At 75.3% G+C, this 20,959-nt stretch carries 6 protein-coding genes; 3 read left to right on the forward strand and 3 right to left on the reverse strand.

The features are described 5' to 3' along the window. Positions 1–93: 93 nt before the first annotated feature. Positions 94–1,428 (forward strand): AMP-binding protein, encoded by a 1,335-nt coding sequence (locus AC07A6_RS04595; RefSeq protein WP_478776058.1) that lies wholly within the window; start codon positions 94–96, stop codon positions 1,426–1,428. 12 nt (positions 1,429–1,440) lie between these two features. Here AC07A6_RS04595 and AC07A6_RS04600 read toward each other — a convergent pair whose 3' ends face one another. Next, on the reverse strand, positions 1,441–2,361 hold the full coding sequence (locus tag AC07A6_RS04600; RefSeq protein ID WP_386272188.1) for an ABC transporter ATP-binding protein: 921 nt from the start codon (positions 2,359–2,361) through the stop codon (positions 1,441–1,443). Between the two features lie 82 nt (positions 2,362–2,443). Here AC07A6_RS04600 and AC07A6_RS04605 point away from each other — a divergent pair, with 82 nt between their 5' ends. Then, a complete protein-coding gene (locus AC07A6_RS04605; protein ID WP_362461385.1) occupies positions 2,444–2,941 on the forward strand; it encodes a GbsR/MarR family transcriptional regulator in 498 nt (165 codons plus the stop codon). An 85-nt stretch (positions 2,942–3,026) separates the two neighbouring features. On the opposite strand, the gene AC07A6_RS04610 is transcribed toward AC07A6_RS04605, so the two are convergent. Together AC07A6_RS04610 and AC07A6_RS04615 are read right to left on the reverse strand one after the other, a co-directional pair. Next, positions 3,027–4,793 (reverse strand): 3-hydroxyacyl-CoA dehydrogenase family protein, encoded by a 1,767-nt coding sequence (locus AC07A6_RS04610; RefSeq protein WP_362461388.1) that lies wholly within the window; start codon positions 4,791–4,793, stop codon positions 3,027–3,029. After that, positions 4,790–5,821 carry a 3-oxoacyl-ACP synthase III family protein gene (locus AC07A6_RS04615; protein WP_478776059.1) on the reverse strand — a complete coding sequence of 344 codons (1,032 nt, stop codon included), beginning with the start codon at positions 5,819–5,821 and terminating at the stop codon, positions 4,790–4,792. The genes AC07A6_RS04610 and AC07A6_RS04615 overlap by 4 nt, the downstream gene beginning before the upstream one ends. A gap of 312 nt (positions 5,822–6,133) precedes the next feature. Here AC07A6_RS04615 and AC07A6_RS04620 point away from each other — a divergent pair, with 312 nt between their 5' ends. Further along, on the forward strand, positions 6,134–20,929 hold the full coding sequence (locus AC07A6_RS04620) for an SDR family NAD(P)-dependent oxidoreductase (protein WP_478776060.1): 14,796 nt from the start codon (positions 6,134–6,136) through the stop codon (positions 20,927–20,929). Positions 20,930–20,959: the final 30 nt, after the last annotated feature.

Below are 20,959 nucleotides of genomic sequence, written 5' to 3' on the forward strand. Positions count from 1 at the left end.
ACGCCGCCGCACCACCGCACCACCGACCGACCCCGACCGGGCGACGCGCCACGCGTCACCCCGTACCGACGCAAGACGTAAGGAGAGACATCCGTGCTCACGGCGCTGCAAGGGGTGTACGGGGACCGCGCGGACGCGGTCACCGTCGCCGGCCGGACCGCCTCGTACGAGGAACTGCTGGGCGCGGCCGGAGCGGTGGCCGCCGACGTGGCCGGCGCCCCCGCCGTCGCCGTCGAGGCCACGGCCTCCCTGGAGACCGTCGCCGCAGTGGCCGGCTGCCTGCTGGCCGGGGTGCCCGTGGTGCCGGTGCCGCCCGACGCGGGCACCGCCGAACGCGAGCACATCCTGCGGGACTCGGGCGCCTGCCCCGTCACCGTCGACTTCGCCCGCCGGGCCGTCTGGAGCGGCCCCGCACCGGCCGCCGACGCCCCCGCGATGATCCTCTACACCTCCGGGACCACCGGCGCGCCCAAGGGCGTCGTCCTCGGCGGTGCCGCCATCGCCGCCGGACTGGACGCCCTCGCCGAGGCCTGGCAGTGGACCGCCGAGGACACCCTGGTCCACGGCCTGCCGCTGTTCCACGTCCACGGCCTGATCCTCGGCGTCCTGGGCGCGCTGCGCACCGGCAGCCGCCTCGTGCACACCGGCCGGCCCACCGCCGCCGCGTACGCCGGGGCGGGCGGCAGCCTGTACTTCGGGGTGCCGACGGTGTGGTCCCGCGTCGTGGCGGAGCCGGAGTCGGCCCGGGCGCTGCGCTCCGCGCGGCTGCTGGTCTCGGGCAGCGCCCCGCTGCCGGAGCGGGTCTTCCGCGGCCTGGAGGAGCTGACGGGGAGCCGGCCGGTCGAGCGGTACGGGATGACGGAGACCCTGATCACGGTGAGCGGCCGTGCGGGCGGCCCGCTGCGGCCGGGTGCGGTGGGGACGCCGCTGCCCGGCGTCCGCACCCGGATCGCGGCCGGGCCGGGGGAGGAGATCGGCGAACTCCAGCTGACCGCGCCCACGTTGTTCTCCGGCTACCTGGGGCGTCCCGAGGCCACGGCGGCCTCGTACACCGAGGACGGTTGGTTCCGTACGGGCGACATCGCGGCGATCGACGCGGACGGCACCCACCGCATCGTGGGCCGGGCCTCCGTCGACATGATCAAGTCGGGCGGGTACCGCATGGGGGCGGGCGAGATCGAGAACGCGCTTCTGGACCACCCCGGTGTGGCGGAGGCCGCCGTCGTCGGGGTGCCCGACTCCGATCTTGGCCAGCGCGTCGTGGCGTACGTCGTGGCCTCGGGGGTGACCGGGGCCGAGCTCACCGACTTCGTCGCCGGACGCCTCTCGGTGCACAAGCGGCCGCGCGAGGTGCGGTTCGTCGCCGCGCTGCCGCGCAACGCGATGGGCAAGACCCAGAAGCGGCTGCTGCTGTCGCAGGAGGGGTGAGGCGGCGCGTCCTCAGGCCGGCCCCGGGGACCCGGCGGGTGCCTGCTCGGCCTCGGGCCGGTAGTGCCGCAGGAACAGCTCCTCCAGGGTCGGCGGCCGGCTGACGAGGCTGCGCACGCCGGTCTCCGACAGCACCCGCAGGAACGAGCCGAGGTGCTCCTGGTCGACCTGGGCGGTGACCTCGGCGCCGTGCACCTCCAGCCCGTGCACCCCGGGGAGTTCCTCCAGGCCCTCGACGGGGGCGGCGAGTTCGGCCGTGACGTAGGTGCGGGACAGGTGCCGCATCCGGGCGAGCGTGCCGGTCTCGACCGTGCGCCCGTCCCGGACGATGCTGATCCGGTCGCACAGTGCCTCGACCTCGGTGAGGAGGTGGCTGGAGAGCAGGACCGTACGGCCCTCGTCGGTGGCCTCGCCGACGCAGCTCTGGAAGACTTCCTCGGCCAACGGGTCGAGGCCGGAGGTGGGTTCGTCGAAGACGAGCAGCTCGGCGTCGGCGGCGAAGGCGGCGACCAGGGCGAGCTTCTGCCGGTTGCCCTTGGAGTACGCGCGGCCCTTCTTGCCCGGGTCGAGCTCGAAGCGCTCCATCAGCTCCCTGGTTAACCGGGAGTCGGTGTTGTCCCGGAGCCCGGACAGGAAGCCGAGGGCGTCGCCGCCGGAGAGGTTGCGCCACAGGTGCACGTCGCCGGGCACGTACGCGATGCGCTGGTGCAGGGCGACCGCGTCGCGCCAGGGGTCGCCGCCCAGCAGCCGAACGCGGCCGCCGTCGGCGCGGATCAGGCCGAGGAGGATGCGCAGGGTGGTGGACTTGCCGGCTCCGTTGGGGCCGAGGAAGCCGTGCACCTCGCCCTTCTCGACGCTCAGGTCCAGGCCCTTCAGCGCTTGCGTGCGGCCGAACGACTTGTACAGTCCGGCAATATCGATTGCCATCGTCACATTGTCGGAAGATACCTTAGTTTCAGAATATCGTGAAGCTATTGGAAGGTATCGTCTGACGATCGATCACGGGGGAGACGGTATGGACGCAGGTGCCGACGGAAGCGAAAGCCAACAGCGGGACTACAGCGAGGAGGTCTCGGCCTTCGTCGAACGGTTCGCCGGCGACCTGGTGGCCGCCGGGATGCCCCGGATGCCCTCCCGGATCTTCGCCTGCCTGCTCGCCGAGGACGCGGGCGCGCTGAGCGCCGCGGAACTCTCCGAGCGGCTGAAGGTCAGCCCGGCCGCGGTCTCGGGCGCCGTCCGCTACCTCGCCCAGATGCACATGGTCGGCCGGGAACGGGCGCCGGGCGAGCGGCGGGAGATCTACCGGATCCACGCGGACCTCTGGTACGAGACGGTCACCAGCCGCGACCAGATGCTCAACCGCTGGGCGGCCACCCTCAAGCAGGGCGTGGAGGCACTGGGCCCCGGCACCCCGGCGGGCCTCCGCGCCGAGGAGACGGCCGACTTCTTCAACTTCGTGAAACTGGAACTGGACTCCCTGATGGACCGCTGGCGCGCCCACCGCGGCCGCTGACCGCCCCGGAGGCACGGGCCCGACGGCGGGCACCGCAGCCGCGCGGCACCCGGGAGACCCGGTGCCGCGCGGCCGCCCCGGACGCCTAATAAGTGTGGAAGCCCCGGCCGCTCTTGCGGCCCAGGTAGCCCGCGTCCACCAGGTGCTCCAGGTGCCTGGCCGGCACCAGCGACGGCTCACGGAACGAGGCGTGCAGGCTGTTCTGGATCTGCAGCGACACGTCCAGACCGATCGTGTCCAGCAGCGTCAGCGGCCCCATCGGATAGCCGCAGCCCTGCGTCATCACCGCGTCGATCTCCCCGGCCACCGCCCGGCGCTCCTCCAGCAGCCGCACCGCGCTGTTGAGGTACGGGAACAGCAGGGCGTTGACGATGAACCCGGCCCGGTCGTCGATCCCGACCGGGTGCTTGCCCAGCCGCGCGCACACCTCGTGGACCGTCCCCAGCGCGTCCGGCGCCGTCAGCACCGTGCCGACCACCTCCACCAGCCGCATCACCGGAGCCGGGTTGAAGAAGTGCATCCCGAGCACGTCCTCGGGCCGCGAGGTGACCGCCGCGCACTCCACCACCGGCAGGCTCGACGTCGTCGTCGTCAGCACCGCACCCGGACGGCACACCGCGTCCAGCCCCCGGAACACCTCGCGCTTGACGGGGAGTTCCTCCGCGACCGCCTCGACCACCAGGTCGCAGTCCGCCACCGCGTCCAGCGAATCCGCCGGCACCAGCCGCTCCAGCGCGGCCCGGCCGTCCTCGGCGCTGATCCGCCCGCGCTTGACCCCGCGCTCCACGGAACCCGCGACCTTGTCCAGCGCCTCCTTCGCGCGCACGTCCGTACGGGCCACCAGCCGCGTACCGTACCCGGACCGGGCGAACACCTCGGCGATGCCCGACGCCATCGTGCCGGACCCGATCACCCCGACCTCGCGCACCGGACGCGACGGCCGCGCGGGACCCCCCGCCGGACCTCCCGGCGCCCCGGCCGCCGCCCGGGGACCCGCCGGGCCCTCGGGCCAGGTGTGGAACCCCCGGCCCGCCTTCGCGCCCAGCAGCCCCGCCGTCACCATGTGGTCCAGCAGCGGCGGCGGCAGGAACTGCGCCTGCCCCGTCTGCTCGTACAGGCCGCGCAGGGTGTCGCGCGCCGTGTCCAGGCCGATCAGGTCGAGGTGGGCCAGCGGCCCCAGCGGCAGCCCGCAGCCCAGCATCATCGCCGCGTCGATGTCGTCGCGCGACGCGTACCGCCGCTCGTACATCGCCACGGCACCGTTCAGGTAGCCCATCAGCAGCCCGCCGCCCGTGAAGCCCGGCTGGTCGCTGGAGGCCACGGCCCGCCGGCCCAGCGCACCCACCAGCTCCTCGGCGGCCCGCCCCACCGACGGCTCCGTCAGGGGCGTGGTCACCACCTCCACCACACCGCCGTCCGGGGCGTGCCCGACCGGGTGCAGGCCCACCGTGCGCGGCAGCCGCCCGCACGCCGCCGCCACCCGGGTCACCGACAGCGAGGTCGTCGTCGCGAACACCGCCTCGGGACCGCACAGCCCGTCGGCCCGCCGCAGCACCTCCGTCTTCAGCTCGAAGTCCTCCGGCAGCGCCTCCACGACCAGCTCACTGCCCGTGATGGCGGCGAGATCGGCCGTGTACGAGATCCGGGCCCGGGCCGCCGGATCCTCCAGCCCGCGCTCGACGCGCTCGCGGCCGCCGGCCACTGCGTCACCGCCGGCCTCCACCGCCACCACCCGGGCGCCCGCCGAGGCGAGCGAGCGGGCCAGCGCGGATCCGACCGTACCGAGGCCGATCACCGCGACCGCGGTGAAGGGCAGGGCACCGGGAAGGGGTGCCGCGGATGCTGCCGTCATGCTGCTGAGTCCTTTCGGGGAGCGGGAGCCGCCTCCTCGTCCCAGCGGACGAGCACCGTGCCCAGGGACATGCCGCCGCCGAAACCGGCGAGCAGCACGACGTCCCGGTCCCGGAACGCCCCGGACCGGTACGCCTCGTCGAGGGCGAGGGGAATGGAGGCGGCACTGGTGTTTCCGTGCTCGGCGACGGTGAGGTGCGTACGGGCGCGGGGCAGCCCGAGCCGGGGCACGGTCTCGCCCAGCATCACGCCGTTGGCCTGGTGCGGGACGAAGTGGTCGACCTCGGAGCGCTCCAGACCGTGCCGGTCCAGCACCTCCCCGACCGCGCGGGGCAGCTCGGCGGCCACGAAGTCGCGCACACCGCGCCCGTTCATCCTGAAGTGGTGCAGCCCCTCCGCGACCGTCTTCTCCGACGCGGGCAGCCGGCTGCCGCCCGCCTCGACCCGGATCAGGTCCGCCTGGTCGCCCCGGCTGGCCAGGTACGAGCCGAGGACCCCGTACCCGGACCGCACCGGGCCCAGCACCACCGCGCCCGCGCCGTCACCGAACAGGACGGCGGTGCGCCGGTCCTCCCGGTCGATGATGCGCGAGTACACGTCGGCGCCGATGACCAGGGCGTGACCGCTGACCCCGCCGTCCTGCCCCGGCAGCATCCGGGCCGCCGCCACCAGACCGAAGACGAAGCCGCTGCACACCGAATTCACGTCGAACGCGGCCGCGTTCACCGCACCGATATGGTGCTGGACCAGACAGGCCGTGGCCGGCTGCGGGGAATCCGGCGTCGACGTCGCCACCACGATCCACGACAGCTGGTCCGCCGAGATGCCCGCCGCGTCCAGCGCGGCCCGCGCCGCCTCGACCGCCAGGTCGGAAGTGGCCTCGTACTCGGCCGCGTAGCGGCGCTCCCGGATACCGGTCTTCTGCAGGATCCAGTCCTCCGTGACACCCGCCCGTTCCCCGACGACCCGGTTGGACACCGTGTCGGCCGGCAGATAGGACCCGGTGCCCAGAATTCCGATTGCTGTCATGACGGACGGCTCCTCACCGTGGCGGTGGGCAGAAAGCGCGGGAAAGTGCGGGAAATGCATTCACCGCGGGGTGCTCGAATGGGACATTCAGCAATGGTTCTCGCAGCCCGACAGGGCCGGTAACCCTTGCTCCGCCCCCTAGCCGCCCCTAGCGGTCCGGCAGGCCGGTGACCGGGAGCTGTTTTTAGCCGAGCTTTAGAGACGGACGTCAGCGTCTCGACGGTCTGCATGGAATTCCCCCGGTCCTCGGTCCGCCCGCGCGCCCGGCGGATCCCTGAAGACGCATCAGGCAAACAGGCGAAGGGGGAGATCGTGGCTGACCCGCTGATTTCGGCACGGCAGACGACGGCGGCTCCGGAGGAGTCCGGGACACCAGGCCGTGGCACCGGGCCGATCGCGGTCATCGGCATCTCCTGCCGGTTCCCGCAGGCCGACGGTCCCGCCGCGTACTGGCGGCTGCTGCGCGACGGCACGGACGCCGTCACCGACGCGCCCGACGCGCGCCGCGACGTCGTCCCGGCGGGCTCCGGCCCGGCCGCCGCCCGCGGCGGCTACCTCGACCGCGTCGACACCTTCGACGCCCGGTTCTTCGGCATCTCGCCGCGCGAGGCCGCCGCCATGGACCCGCAGCAGCGCCTCGTCCTCGAACTCGCCTGGGAGGCACTGGAGGACGCGGGCGTCCTGCCGGGCACCCTCAAGAACAGCGGCACCGGCGTGTTCGTCGGCGCCATCTGGGACGACTACGCCGACCTCGTACGCCGCTCCGGCGGCGCGGGCACCGGCCAGCACGCCTTCACCGGCCTCAACCGGGGCGTCATCGCCAACCGCGTCTCCTACACGCTCGGCCTGCACGGCCCCAGCATGACCGTCGACACCGCCCAGTCCTCCTCCCTCGTCGCCGTGCACCTGGCCTGCCAGGCCCTGCTCAGCGGGGAGGCCGACCTGGCCCTCGCCGGCGGCGTCAACCTGCGGGTCACGCCCGCCAGTTCCGAGATCACCGCCGGGTTCGGAGCCCTGTCGCCCGACGGCCGCTGCCACACCTTCGACGAGCGCGCCAACGGCTTCGTCCGCGGCGAGGGCGGCGGACTCGTCCTGCTCAAGCCCCTCGACCGGGCCCTCGCCGACGGCGACCGCGTCCACTGCGTCCTGCTCGGCAGCGCCGTCAACCACGACGGGCCCACCGACGGCCTCACCGTGCCCAGCCCCACCGCCCAGGCCGACGTCATCCGCCGGGCCCTGGAGGCCGCCGGCACCGACCCCGCCGAGGTGCAGTACGTCGAACTGCACGGCACCGGCACCCCGGTCGGCGACCCCGTCGAGGCCACCGCCCTCGGTACCGCCCTCGGCGCGGCCCGCGACGCCGCCGACCCGCTGCCCGTCGGCTCCGCCAAGACCAACATCGGCCACCTCGAAGCCGCCGCGGGCATCGCCGGCCTCATCAAGGCCGCCCTCGCCGTCGGCCACCGCGAACTGCCGGCCAGCCTCCACCACCGCACCCCGAACCCCGCCATCGACCTCGACGCGCTGCGGCTGCGGGTGCAGACCGAGCCCGGCCCCTGGCCGCACCCCGCCCGCCCCCTCGTCGCCGGCGTCAGCTCCTTCGGCCTCGGCGGCGCCAACTGCCACGTCGTCCTCGCCGAAGCCCCCGCTCCCGCCCCCGCCGAGGCACCGGCCGGGACTCCTGAGCCCGCCGCCGGCCGGACGCTGCTCTTCCCGCTCTCCGGCCGCGGCGAGCAGGCCCTGCGCGCCCAGGCCGCCCGGCTCGCCGAGTACGCCGCCACCCACACCGGGACGGCCGCGGACCTCGCGCACGCCCTGGCCGCCACCCGGACCGCCCACGAGGACCGGGCCGTCGTCCTCGCCGAGGACCTCACCGGCCTCACCGCCGGACTCGACGCCCTCGCCGCCGCGACCGCCTCCCCGCACCTGGTCCGCGGCCGGGCCGCCACCGGCACCACCGCGTTCCTCTTCTCCGGCCAGGGCAGCCAGCGCCCCGGCATGGGACGCGAACTGCACGCCGCGCAGCCCGCGTTCGCCGCCGCCTTCGACGAGGTGTGCGCCGCCTTCGACGCCCACCTGCCCCGCCCGCTCCGCGAGATCGCCTTCGCCGCCCCGGGCACCGACGAGGCGGCCCTCCTCGACCGCACCGCCTGGACCCAGCCCGCCCTGTTCGCCTTCGAGGTCGCCCTCCACCGGCTGCTCGGGCACCTCGGCGTCCGCCCCGACCACCTCGTCGGCCACTCCATCGGCGAACTCGCCGCCGCGCACGTCGCCGGGATCCTCACCCTGCCCGACGCCGCCGCGCTCGTCGCCGCCCGCGGCCGCCTCATGGACGCCCTCCCCGAGGGCGGCGCGATGGCCGCCCTCCAGGCCGACGAGACCGAGCTCGCGCCGCTCCTCGCCGGACGCACCGACCGGGTGTGCGTGGCCGCCGTCAACGGCCCCCGCTCCGTCGTGGTCTCCGGCGACGAGGACGCCGTCGACGCCCTTGCCCGGCACTTCGCCGAGCTGGGCCGCAAGACCAAGCGACTGCCCGTCAGCCACGCCTTCCACTCCCCCCACATGGACGGCATGCTCGACGAGTTCCGCACCGTCGCGGCCTCCGTCTCCTACGCCCCGGCCCGCATCCCCCTCGTCTCCAACCTGACCGGACGCATCGTCACCGACGAGGAGATCGGCACCGCCGACTACTGGGTGCGCCACGTCCGCGAGGCCGTCCGCTTCGCCGACGGCATCCGCGCCCTCGATGCCGCCGGCGTCACCACCTACGTGGAACTCGGCCCCGACGGCGCCCTGTCCTCCGCCGGACGCGAATGCGCCGGCGACGCCGCCGCGTTCGTGCCCGTCGCCCGCACCGGCAAGCAGCCCGAGCCGGAGTCGCTCGCCACGGCCCTCGCCCGCCTGCACACCCTGGGCGCCGCCCCGGACCTGGACTGGGAGGCCCTCCTCGGCACCACCGGCCCGGCCCCCCGGCTGGACCTGCCGACGTACGCCTTCCAGCGCCGCCGCCACTGGATCGACGCGGCCCCCGCCACCGCGGCGCCGGAGACCGCCCCGGAGGCCGCCCCGGCCGCCGCCGACGCCCCGGAGGAGGACGCGCACTCCGACGCCGGGGCCCTGCGCGCCCGGCTCACCGCGCTCCCCGCCGCCGACCGCGAGCAGGCCGTCCTCGACCTGCTCCGCGCGGACATCGCCGCCGTCCTGCGCCACGACGACCCCCGCGACATCGACCTGCGCGAGACCTTCCACGAACTCGGCTTCGACTCCTGGACGGCCGTCGAACTCCGCGACAGCCTCACCCGCAGCACCGGACTGGCCCTGCCCAGCAGCCTCCTGTTCGACCACCCCACGCCCGTCGCCCTCGCCCGCAACCTCACGGAACGCGCCCTCGGCCGGACGGCCGACGCGGCCGCCACCACCCGCCGCACCGCCGCCGCGGCCGCCGACGAACCGATCGCCGTCGTCGCCATGGCCTGCCGCTTCCCCGGCGGCACCGACTCCCCCGAAGCACTGTGGGAGGTCCTCGCCGCCGGCCGGGACGTCACCGGCCCCTTCCCCACCGACCGCGGCTGGGACCTGGAGGGCCTCTACGACCCCGAGGGCCGGCCCGGCACCCACTACGTGCGGGCGGGCGGCTTCCTCGACGGCGCCACCCTCTTCGACCCCGCCTTCTTCGGCATCTCGCCCCGCGAGGCCGCCGCCATGGACCCGCAGCAGCGGCTCCTGCTGGAGACCTCCTGGGAGGCCCTGGAGCGCGCCGGCCTCGACCCGCTCGCCCTCAAGGGCACCGACACCGGCGTGTTCATCGGCGCGACCTTCCAGGACTACGGCCCCCGCCTGCACGAGGGCACGGAGTCCACCGAGGGCTACCTGATGACCGGCAGCACCCCCAGCGTCGCCTCCGGCCGCATCGCCTACACCCTCGGCCTCGAAGGCCCCGCCGTCACCGTCGACACCGCCTGCTCCTCCTCCCTCGTCGCCCTGCACCTGGCAGCCCAGTCCCTGCGCCAGGGCGAGTGCACCCTCGCCGTGGCCGGCGGCGTCACCGTCATGCCCACCCCCGGCCTCTTCGTCGAACTCACCCGCCAGCGCGCCCTGTCCGCCGACGGCCGCTGCAAGTCCTTCTCCGCCGACGCCGACGGCACCGGCTGGGCCGAGGGCGCGGGCGTCCTCCTGCTGGAGAAGCTCTCCGACGCCCAGGCCAACGGCCACCAGGTCCTCGCCGTCATCCGCGGCTCCGCCACCAACCAGGACGGCGCCTCCAACGGCCTCACCGCCCCCAACGGCCCCTCCCAGCAGCGCGTCATCCGCCAGGCCCTCGCCAACGCGGGCGTCACCGCCGACACCGTCGACGCCGTCGAGGCCCACGGCACCGGCACCAAGCTGGGCGACCCCATCGAGGCGCACGCCCTGCTGGCCACCTACGGCCAGGGCCGCGAGGAGGACCGGCCGCTGTGGCTCGGCTCCCTCAAGTCCAACACCGGCCACACCCAGCAGGCCGCCGGCGTCGCCGGCGTCATCAAGATGATCCTGGCCCTGCGCCACGGCGTCCTGCCCAAGACCCTGCACGCAGAAGAGCGCTCCCCCCACATCGACTGGTCGGCGGGCTCCGTCGAACTCCTCACCGAGGCCCGTCCGTGGCCCGCCGCCGAGGAGAGCGGCCACCCGCGCCGCGCGGGCGTCTCCTCCTTCGGGATCAGCGGTACGAACGCCCACCTCATCCTCGAAGAGGCCCCGGCCCCGGCCCCGGCCCCGGCGTCGCCCGAGCCGGAGGCGGCACCCGCCGCCGGCCCCGTGGCGTGGCTGCTGTCCGCCAAGACCGAGGACGCCCTGCGCGAGCAGGCCGCCCGGCTGCGCACCCACGCCGCCGAGCACCCCGACACCCCCGTCTCCGCCGTGGCCGCCGCCCTCGCCGGGCACCGCTCCGTCTTCGCCCACCGGGCGGCCGTGCTGGGCTCCACCCGCGAGGAACTCCTCACGGGCCTGGAGGCCCCGCTGGTCTCCGGCGTCGCGGACGCGGGCGGCAAGACGGTGTTCGTCTTCCCCGGTCAGGGCTCGCAGTGGGTCGGGATGGGCGTCGAACTCCTCGACTCCTCGCCGGTGTTCGCGGCGCGGTTCGCCGAGGTCGCGGCCGCGGTCGAGGCGCATGTCGACTGGTCGGTGGAGGAGGTGCTGCGCGGTGACGGGGAGGCTCTGACCCGGATCGAGGTGCTCCAGCCCGTCCTGTTCGCCGTGATGGTCTCCCTCGCCGAGCTGTGGCGTGCGGCGGGCGTGGTGCCCGACGCGGTCGTGGGTCACTCGCAGGGTGAGATCGCGGCCGCGGCCGTGTCGGGTGCGCTGTCGCTGGAGGACGCGGCCAGGGTCGTCGTGCTCCGCTCGCAGCTGTTCGCGGACGAGCTGGTGGGCCGGGGTGCTGTGGCTTCGGTGTCGCTGGGTGCGGACGCGGTGCGTGAGCGGATCGCCCGGTACGGGGACGCGTTGTCCATCGCGGGGATCAACGGTCCGGGTACGGTCACCGTCGCCGGTGAGGTGGCTCCGCTGGAGGAGCTGGTCGCCGCGCTGGAGGCAGAAGGCGTCCGCGCCAAGATCATCCCCTCGACCGTGGCCTCCCACTGCGCCCAGGTCGACCGCCTCAAGGAGCGGATCCTGGACCTGCTGGGGTTCGTGGAGCCCCGGACCGGTTCGGTGCCGCTGTACTCCACCGTCAGCGGGGAGGTGCTGGAAGGTCCCGAGCTGACGGCCGCCTACTGGTACGAGAACTGCCGGCAGCCGGTGTCGTTCGAGCCGGTCGTCCGTACCCTGCTCGCGGACGGTTTCCGGGCCTTCGTGGAGTCGAGCGCGCACCCGGTCCTCACGTACGGGCTGGTGGAGACCGCCGAGGACGCGGGCGCCGACGTCCTGGCGACGGGCACCCTGCGCCGCGGCGAGGGCGGCCTCGCCCGCTTCACCACCTCCCTCGCGACCGCCTGGACCCGCGGCATCGACGTCGACTGGACCGCCGTCCTCACCGGCTCCGGCGCCCACGCGGCGACCGAGCTGCCCACCTACCCCTTCCAGCGCGCCCGCCACTGGCTCGACGCCCCGGACACCGCCGGCGCCGACGTGTCCGCGGCCGGCCTGGCCGAGGCCCGGCACCCGCTGCTGGGCGCGTCCGTACGGGTCGCCGACGGCGACCGGTTCCTGCTCACCGGCCGGATCTCCCTGGGCAGCCACCCCTGGCTCGCCGACCACGGCGCGCTGGAAACCGTCCTGCTGCCCGGCACCGCCTTCGTCGAACTGGCCGTCCGCGCCGGTGACGAGGCCGGCTGCGCGCACCTGGAAGAGCTCACGCTCGAAGCCCCGCTCGTGCTCCCGCCCCGCGGAGCCGTCCAGGTCCAGGCCGTCGTCGGAGCCCCCGACGGCTCCGGCCGCCGCTCCGTCGCCGTCTACGCACGGCCCGACGACGCCGACACCGACACCGCCTGGACCCGCCACGCCAACGGCTTCCTGGCCCCCGCCGCCGCTTCGGCGGCGGGCGTGGAGCTGGCGCAGTGGCCGCCGGCCGGGGCCCAGCCTGTCGATGTGGAGGGGTTCTACGAGCGTGCGGCGGCCGCCGGTTACGCGTACGGGCCCGCCTTCCAGGGCTTGAAGGCGGCCTGGGCGGTCGACGGGACGGTGTACGCGGAGGTGGTGCTGGATCCGGCGCAGCGCGAGGAGGCGTCCGCCTTCGGCCTGCACCCCGCCCTCCTCGACGCCGCCCTGCACGCCGAGCAGCTGGTCCGCGCCGCCCGCGGCGAGGACTCCGGCGTCCGGCTGCCGTTCGTGTGGAGCGGCGTGTCCCTCCTCGCCACCGGCGCCGCCTCCCTCCGCCTGCGCATGACCCCCCTCGGCACCGACACGGTCGCGCTGGACGTCGCCGACGCCGAGGGCCGCCCCGTGGCCCGCGTCGAGTCGCTCGTGCTGCGGCCCGTCGCCGCCGGAGCCCTGCGCGGCGCACACCGCGACGGACTCCACCGCGTCGAGTGGTCGGCGCTCCCCGCCACCGGGGACTCCGGCGCGCTCCCCGACTGGACCGAGCTCGGGGGCGCCGCCTACCCGCGCCTCGCCGACCTCACCGCCGCCCTCGACCAGGGGCTCGCCGTCCCCTCGACGGTCGTCCTCACCTGCCCGCCCGCCCCCGGCGCGGACACCGACGGAGCCACGACCGCCGAAGCCGCCCGCGCGGCGACGGCCAACGCCCTCGGCCTCGTCCGGGACTGGCTCGCCGAGGACCGGCTGGCCGCCGCCCGGCTGGTGGTCGTCACGCGCGGCGCCGTCTCCGTACGCGCCGGCGAGGACGTCATCGACCTCGTGCACGCCCCGCTGTGGGGCCTGCTGCGCTCCGCCCAGACGGAGAACCAGGACCGCTTCGTCCTGGTCGACCTCGACCCCTGGGACAACGGCAGCACCGACCTGGCCGCCGCACTCGCCACCGGGGAACCCCAGCTCGCCGTCCGCGACGGCTCCCTGCTCGTCCCGCGCCTGGTCCGGGCCACCGACACGTCCGCCCAGGGCGCCGTCTGGGATCCGGAGGGGACGGTGCTGGTCACCGGCGGTACGGGTGCGCTGGGTGCGCTGGTCGCCCGGCACCTGGTCAGCGCGCACGGGGTGCGTTCCCTGCTGCTGACCGGTCGTCGTGGCGCGGATGCGCCGGGCGCGGTGGAACTGGCCGATTCGCTGCGGGCTTTGGGTGCCGTCGTGGACGTCGTGGCCTGCGACGCCGCCGACCGCGAGGCGCTGGCCGCGCTGCTCGCGGGCATTCCGGCGGACCGTCCCCTGCGGGGTGTGGTCCACGCCGCCGGCGTACTGGACGACGGGCTGATCGGCTCGCTCACGGACGAGCGTCTGGACGCGGTGATGCGCCCGAAGGTGGACGCCGCGTGGAACCTCCACGAGCTGACCCGCGACCTCGACCTCACCGCCCTCGTCCTCTTCTCCTCCATCGCGGGCGTCTTCGGCAACCCGGGGCAGGCCAACTACGCGGCCGCCAACGCCTTCATGGACGCCCTCGCCCACCGCCGGCACGCCCAGGGCCTCCCCGCCACCGCCCTCGCCTGGGGCCTGTGGGAGCAGTCCAGCGGCATGCTCGCCCACCTCAAGGACGGTGACCTCGGCTGGATGACCCGTGCCGGCATCCTCCCGCTGGCCACCGACCACGCCCTCACGCTGCTCGACACCGCGCTGCGCGCCCCCGGCACACCCCTGCTGGTCCCCGTACGCCTGGACGCGGCGACCCTGCGCACCCGCGCCGCCGCCGGGCTGCTGCCCGCACTGCTGCGCTCCCTGGTCCGCACCCCCGCCCGCCGCGCCGTCGAGGCGGCCGCACCGGAGGCCGAGGTCTCCGCACTGGTCCGCCGCCTCACCGCCCTCGACGGCGCCGAACGCGAACGCGAACTCCTCGACCTCGTGCGCGGCCGGGTCGCGGCCGTCCTCGGCCACGCCGACCCGTCCGCGATCCGCCCCGACAAGGCGTTCAAGGAACTCGGCTTCGACTCCCTCACCGCCGTCGAACTGCGCAACCAGCTCGGCGCCGCCACCGGCCTGCGGCTGCCCGCCACCATCGTCTTCGACCACCCCACGATCAACGCGGCCGCCCGCTTCCTGCTCACCGAGCTGCTCGGCGCACAGGACGCGGCGACGGCCGCCGGCACCGAGGAGCCGGCCGCGGCGGCCCAGGCCGCGACGGCCTCCGACGAGCCGATCGCGATCGTCGGGATGGCCTGCCGCTACCCCGGCGGCGTCGGCTCGCCCGAGGACCTCTGGCAGCTCGTCGCCGAAGGCCGCGACGCCGTCTCCGGCTTCCCCACCGACCGCGGCTGGGACCTCGCCACCCTCTTCGACGCCGACCCCGAACGGCTGGGCACCAGCTACGCCCGCGAGGGCGGGTTCCTCTACGGAGCGGGCGACTTCGACCCCCTCCTCTTCGGGATCTCGCCCCGCGAGGCCCTCGCCATGGACCCGCAGCAGCGGCTCCTCCTCGAAGCCTCCTGGGAGGTCTTCGAGCGGGCCGGGCTCGACCTCGACACCGTGCGAGGCAGCCGGACCGGCGTCTTCGCCGGAGCCATGCACCACGACTACGCCTTCCGCGTCGAGGAGAACCCGCAGCGCGTCGAGGGCTACGGCCTGACCGGCACCCAGGGCAGCGTGGTCTCCGGCCGCGTCGCCTACACCTTCGGGCTGGAGGGCCCGGCCGTCACCGTCGACACCGCCTGCTCCTCCTCCCTCGTCGCCCTGCACCTGGCCGCCCAGGCCCTCCGGGCCGGCGAGTGCACCATGGCGCTGGCCGGCGGCGTCACCGTCATGGCCACCCCCAGCGTGTTCGTCGAGTTCAGCCGTCAGCGCGGCATGGCCGCCGACGGCCGCTGCAAGTCCTTCTCCGCCGACGCCGACGGCACCGGCTGGGCCGAGGGCGTCGGCGTGCTCCTCCTGGAGAAGCTCTCCGACGCCCGCCGCAACGGACACCGCGTCCTCGCCGTCGTCCGCGGTACGGCCACCAACCAGGACGGCGCCTCCAACGGGCTCACCGCCCCCAACGGCCCCGCCCAGCAGCGCGTCATCCGCCAGGCCCTCGCCAACGCCCGGCTCGCCCCGCAGGACGTGGACGCCGTCGAGGCGCACGGCACCGGCACCACCCTCGGCGACCCCATCGAGGCCCAGGCCCTCCTCGCCACCTACGGCCAGGACCGGCCGGAGGACCGGCCGCTGCTGCTCGGCTCGCTGAAGTCCAACATCGGACACGCCCAGGCCGCCGCCGGCGTCGCCGGCGTCATCAAGATGGTCATGGCGATGCGGGAGGGCGTGCTGCCGCGCACCCTCCACGTCGACGAGCCCACTACCGAGGTCGACTGGGAGGCCGGCGCCGTCGAGCTGCTCACCGAGGCCGTGGAGTGGCCGCGGACCGGCCGCCCGCGCCGGGCCGGCGTCTCCTCGTTCGGCATCAGCGGCACCAACGCCCACGTGGTCATCGAAGAGGGCCCGCAGGAGCCCGCGCCCGCCACGGAGCAGGAACCCGCCGGGCTGCTGCCCTGGGTGCTCTCGGCCCGCAGCGCCGGAGCCCTGCGCGGCCAGGCCGCACGGCTGCTGGACCTGGACGGCTCCGTCCCCGCCGCGGACGTCGCCACCGCACTGCTGACCACCCGGTCGCCGCTGGAGCACCGCGCGGTGGTCCTCGCCGAGGACCGCGACGGCTTCGCGGCCGGACTCCGCGCCCTCGCCGACGGCAACGGCGCGCCCGGCGTCACGCAGGGCCTCACGGGCACCGGAGAGCGGCTCGCGTTCCTGTTCTCGGGGCAGGGTGCGCAGCGTCCGGGTATGGGGCGTGAGCTGTACGAGGCGCAGCCGGTGTTTGCCGCCGCGTTCGACGAGGTGTGCGGACACTTCGACTTCCCGTTGAAGGACCTGGTGTTCGGCGGCGGGGAGGAGGTCCACCGGACGGAGTTCACCCAGCCGGCGCTGTTCGCGGTCGAGGTGGCCCTGTACCGGCTGGCGGAGTCGTTCGGTCTGCGTCCGGACTTCGTGGCCGGGCATTCGATCGGTGAGATCGCCGCCGCGCACGTGGCAGGCGTCCTCTCGCTGTCCGACGCGGCCCGTCTGGTCGCGGCCCGCGGCGCGCTGATGGGTGCGCTGCCGGAGGGCGGCGCGATGGTGTCGGTCCGTGCCGGCGAGGAGGAGATCCGTCCGCTGCTGTCGGCCGATGTCGACATCGCGGCGGTCAACGGCCCGGATTCCGTGGTGATTTCTGGCGCGGAGGACGCCGTCCTGGCCGTCGCCGCCACCCTCGCGGACCAGGGCCGCAAGACGAAGCGCCTGACGGTCTCGCACGCCTTCCACTCGCCCCTCATGGAGCCGATGCTGGAGGCGTTCCGCGAGGTCGCGGAATCCCTGACCCACGCCGTGCCCGAGATCCCGGTGGTCTCCAACGTCACCGGCGGGCAGATCACCGAGTTCACCGCCGAGTACTGGGTCGAGCACGTCCGGGGCGCGGTCCGCTTCGCCGACGGGGTCCAGTACCTCGCCTCGCAGGGCGTCGCCCACTTCCTGGAGCTCGGCCCGCAGGGCGTCCTCGCCGCCATGGCGGGGGAGAGCCTGCCCGAGGACTTCTCGGGGCTGCTCACCCCCGTCCTGCGCAAGGACCGTCCCGAGCCGGAGGCGTTCCTCGGCGCCCTCGCCGAGGCCTGGACCCGCGGCCTCCCCGTCGACTGGGCCCCGCTCGTCGCGGGCCGCCCGGCCCGCCGGGTGGACCTGCCGACGTACGCCTTCGAACACGAGCGGTTCTGGCTCGCCCCCGCCCCCGCCTCGAACGGAGCGGCGGCCGGGCTCGGCCTGACCTCCGCCACCCACCCGCTGCTCGGCGCCTCGGTCGACCTGGCCGACGGGGACGGGCTGGTCCTCACCGGCCGGCTGTCCGCCGAGACCCTTCCGTGGGCCGTCGACCACGCGGTGGCAGGAACGGTTCTGCTGCCCGGCACCGCCTTCGTGGAACTCGCGCTCCGCGCGGGCGACGAAGCGGGCTGCGGCCGCCTGGAGGAACTGACCCTGGAAGCCCCGCTCGCGCTCCCGGAGCGCGGCGCGGCCCGCCTCCAGATCGCGGTGGGCGCCCCGGACGAGGAGTCCGGCTCCCGCAGCGTCGTGATCCACTCGCGGCCGGAGGGCGCCGAGACGGCCCTGCCGTGGACCCGGCACGCCACCGGCACCCTCACCGCCGCCGGCCCCGCGCCGAGCGGTGCGGAGTTCGCGGTGTGGCCGCCGGCCGGGGCCCGGCCGGTCGACCTGCGCGGGTTCTACGAGGGGCTCGCCGACGCCGGTTACGCCTACGGGCCCGCCTTCCAGGGCCTCAAGGCCGCCTGGCGGTCCGGCGAGGAGGTCTACGCCGAGGTCGCCCTCGACCCGGCCCGGCAGGAGGAGGCCGCCGCGTTCGGCGTGCACCCGGCCCTGCTCGACGCCTCCCTGCACGGCATGCTGCTCGACGTCGCGTCCGGCGCCGACAGCGGTCTGCGCCTGCCCTTCGCCTGGAGCGGGGTGACCGTGCACGCCGAGGGCGCCTCGGCCGTACGGGTCCGCCTGGTGCCCGCGGGCGCCGACGCGGTGGCGGTCACCGTCGTGGACCCGGCCGGGCTGCCGGTCGCGACCATCGACTCCCTCACCCTGCTGCCCGTCTCCCACGACCAGCTGCACCGGGCGCGGTCGGCCGACCAGGACGCCCTGTACCGGGTCGACTGGACGACGGCCACCGCCGCCGACGAGCCGCAGCTGAACTGGGCGGTGCTCGGCTCCCCGGCCGACCCGGACGAGGCGGGCCTGCCCGCCCACCCCGACCTCCAGGCGCTCGCCGCCGCCGTCGCCGGCGGCGCCCCCGCCCCCGACGCGGTGCTGCTGCCGGTTCCCCGGACGCGTACCGCCGTACGGGCGGACGCCGTACGGGAGGCCACCGCGGCCCTGCTGGGCACCCTCCAGCACTGGCTCGCCGAGCCCGCGTTCGCCTCGTCCCGCCTGGTCGTGGCGACGCGCGGCGCGGTCGCGGCCCGCCCGGGCGAGGACGTCACCGACCTGACGCACGCCGGGCTCTGGGGCCTGGTGCGCTCCGCGCAGGCCGAGAACCCGGGCAGGCTCGTCCTCGTCGACACGGACACCGCCGTCGAGGACGCCCCGGTGATCCCGGCCGTCGCCACCGGCGAGAGCCAGATCGCCGTCCGCGACGGGGAGTTCCTCGTCCCGCGGCTGGGCCGCGCCGACGCGGGGGCCCTGCTCGCCCCGCCGCAGGACGCCCCGCACTGGCGGCTCGACACCACCGGCGGCGGCACCCTGGAGAGCCTGGCCCTCACCCCGTTCCCGGAAGCCGCCGAACCGCTGGCCCCCGGACAGGTGCGGATCGCGGTCCGCGCCGCCGGTCTGAACTTCCGCGACGTCCTGATGGCGCTCGGCATGTACCCGGACAAGATCGTCCTGGGCAGCGAGGCCTCCGGCGTCGTCACCGAGACGGGCCCCGGCGTCACCCACCTCGCCCCCGGCGACCGGGTGATGGGCATGGTCCCGCACGCGTTCGGCGAGGTGGCCGTCGCCGACGCGCGGATGCTGGCGCGGATGCCCGGGGGCTGGTCCTTCGAGCAGGCCGCCTCGGTGCCCGCGGTGTTCCTGACCGCCTACTACGCGCTCGTCGACCTGGCCGGGCTGACGGCCGGGGAACGCGTCCTCGTGCACTCGGCGGCCGGCGGCGTGGGCATGGCCGCCGTGCAGCTGGCCCGCCACCTGGGCGCCGAGGTGTTCGGCACGGCCAGCGAGGGCAAGTGGGGCGTCCTGCGCCGCCAGGTCAGGCTGGAGGGCGCCCACTACGGGTCCTCCCGCTCGACCTCCTTCGAGCAGCGGTTCACCCACGCGACCGGCGGACGCGGCATGGACGTGGTCCTGGACTGCCTGGCCGGGGAACTGGTCGACGCCTCGCTGCGGCTGCTGCCGCGCGGCGGCCGCTTCATCGAGATGGGCAAGACCGACATCCGCGACCCTCAGGAGGTGGCCGCCGCCTACCCGGGCGTGCGCTACCGGGCCTTCGACCTGATGGAGGCCGGCCCGGAGCGGATCGGCGAGATGCTCGCCGAGCTGGGCCGGCTGTTCGAGGCGGGCGTGCTGCGGCCGCTGCCGGTCCGCGCCTGGGACATCCGGCGGGCCCCGGAGGCGTTCCGCTTCATGAGCCAGGCCAAGCACGTGGGCAAGATCGTCCTGACGGTCCCGCAGGGCTGGGACCCGGCCGGCACGGTCCTGGTCACCGGCGGTACGGGCACCCTGGGCGCGCTGGTCGCCAAGCACCTGGTCACCACGCACGGGGTACGGCACCTGCTGCTGGCCGGCCGACGCGGCCCGGACGCCCCCGGGGCGGCCGAACTGGTCGCGGAGATCGCCGAGTTGGGTGGTTCGGCCGAGGTGGTGGCCTGCGACGCAGCCGACCGCGACGCGCTGGCCGGCCTCCTCGCGGCGATCCCGGCCGACCGGCCGCTGCGCGGCGTCGTCCACACCGCAGGGGTCGTCGACGACGGCGTCCTCGCCTCCCTCGACGCCGGCCGGCTGGACCGCGTCCTGCGGCCCAAGGTCGACGCCGCCGTCAACCTGCACGAACTCACCCGCGACCTGGACCTCACCGCCTTCGTCCTCTACTCGTCGGCGGCCGGCGTCCTCGGCAACGCGGGCCAGGCCAACTACGCGGCGGGCAACTCCTTCCTGGACGCCCTCGCCCAGCACCGGCGCGCCCACGGCCTGCCGGGCGTCTCCCTCGCCTGGGGCCACTGGGCCGAGTCCAGCGGCATGACCGCCGGACTCGACACCACCGACCTCGCCCGCCTCGGCCGGTCCGGCTTCCTGCCCATGACCAACGAGCAGGGCCTGACCCTCCTCGACGACTCCCTGCGCCAGGACGAGCCGCTGCTCGCCCCCGTCCGGCTGGACCTGGCCGGACTGCGCGGCCAGGCCCGCGACGGCTCCCTGCCCGACGTGCTCAAGGGCCTCGTACGCGCCCCGGCACGCCGAGTCGTCGCCGGACCGGCCGCCGCCGAGGGCGCCGAACCGCTGGGCCGGCGGCTCGCCGCCCAGCCGGAATCGGAGCGGGAACACCTGCTGCTGGACCTGGTGCGGACCAACGTCGCCACCGTCCTCGGACACGGGGCGCCCGCTGCCGTCGGCGCGGACCGCACCTTCAAGGAACTCGGCTTCGACTCGCTGACCGCCGTCGAGTTCCGCAACCGGCTGGGGGCCGCCACCGGACTGCGGCTGCCCCCCACGCTGATCTTCGACTACCCGACGGCCGGCACCCTCGCCAAGCACCTGCTGAACGAGCTGGTGCCCGAGGAGACCGCCGCCCCCGGCGCCGACCTGCTCGGCGAACTCGGCCGCTTCGAAGCGGCCGTGCTCGCCGCCGACCCGGAGGCACCCGGACACGACGAGGTGACCGGCCGCATCGAGGACCTCCTCCAGCGCTGGAAGGCGGCGGCGTCCGCCTCCGCACCGGCGGCACCCGCCGCCGGCGAGGACGTGGCGGACCGCCTCCAGTCGGCCTCGGCCGACGAGGTACTCGACTTCATCCAGAACGAGCTCGGGGTCTCCTGATCCCCGGCGACCGCGAGAACAGGGAAGGAC

The sequence above is a fragment of the Streptomyces sp. NPDC044002 genome, assembly GCF_056434525.1.

What these genes read in the sequence shown, in the direction of transcription:
- AC07A6_RS04605 (WP_362461385.1), top strand. Translation starts at nt 2,444, where the DNA reads ATGGACGCAGGTGCCGACGGAAGCGAAAGCCAACAGCGGGACTACAGC.
- AC07A6_RS04610 (WP_362461388.1), bottom strand. Translation starts at nt 4,793, where the DNA reads ATGACGGCAGCATCCGCGGCACCCCTTCCCGGTGCCCTGCCCTTCACC.
- AC07A6_RS04615 (WP_478776059.1), bottom strand. Translation starts at nt 5,821, where the DNA reads ATGACAGCAATCGGAATTCTGGGCACCGGGTCCTATCTGCCGGCCGAC.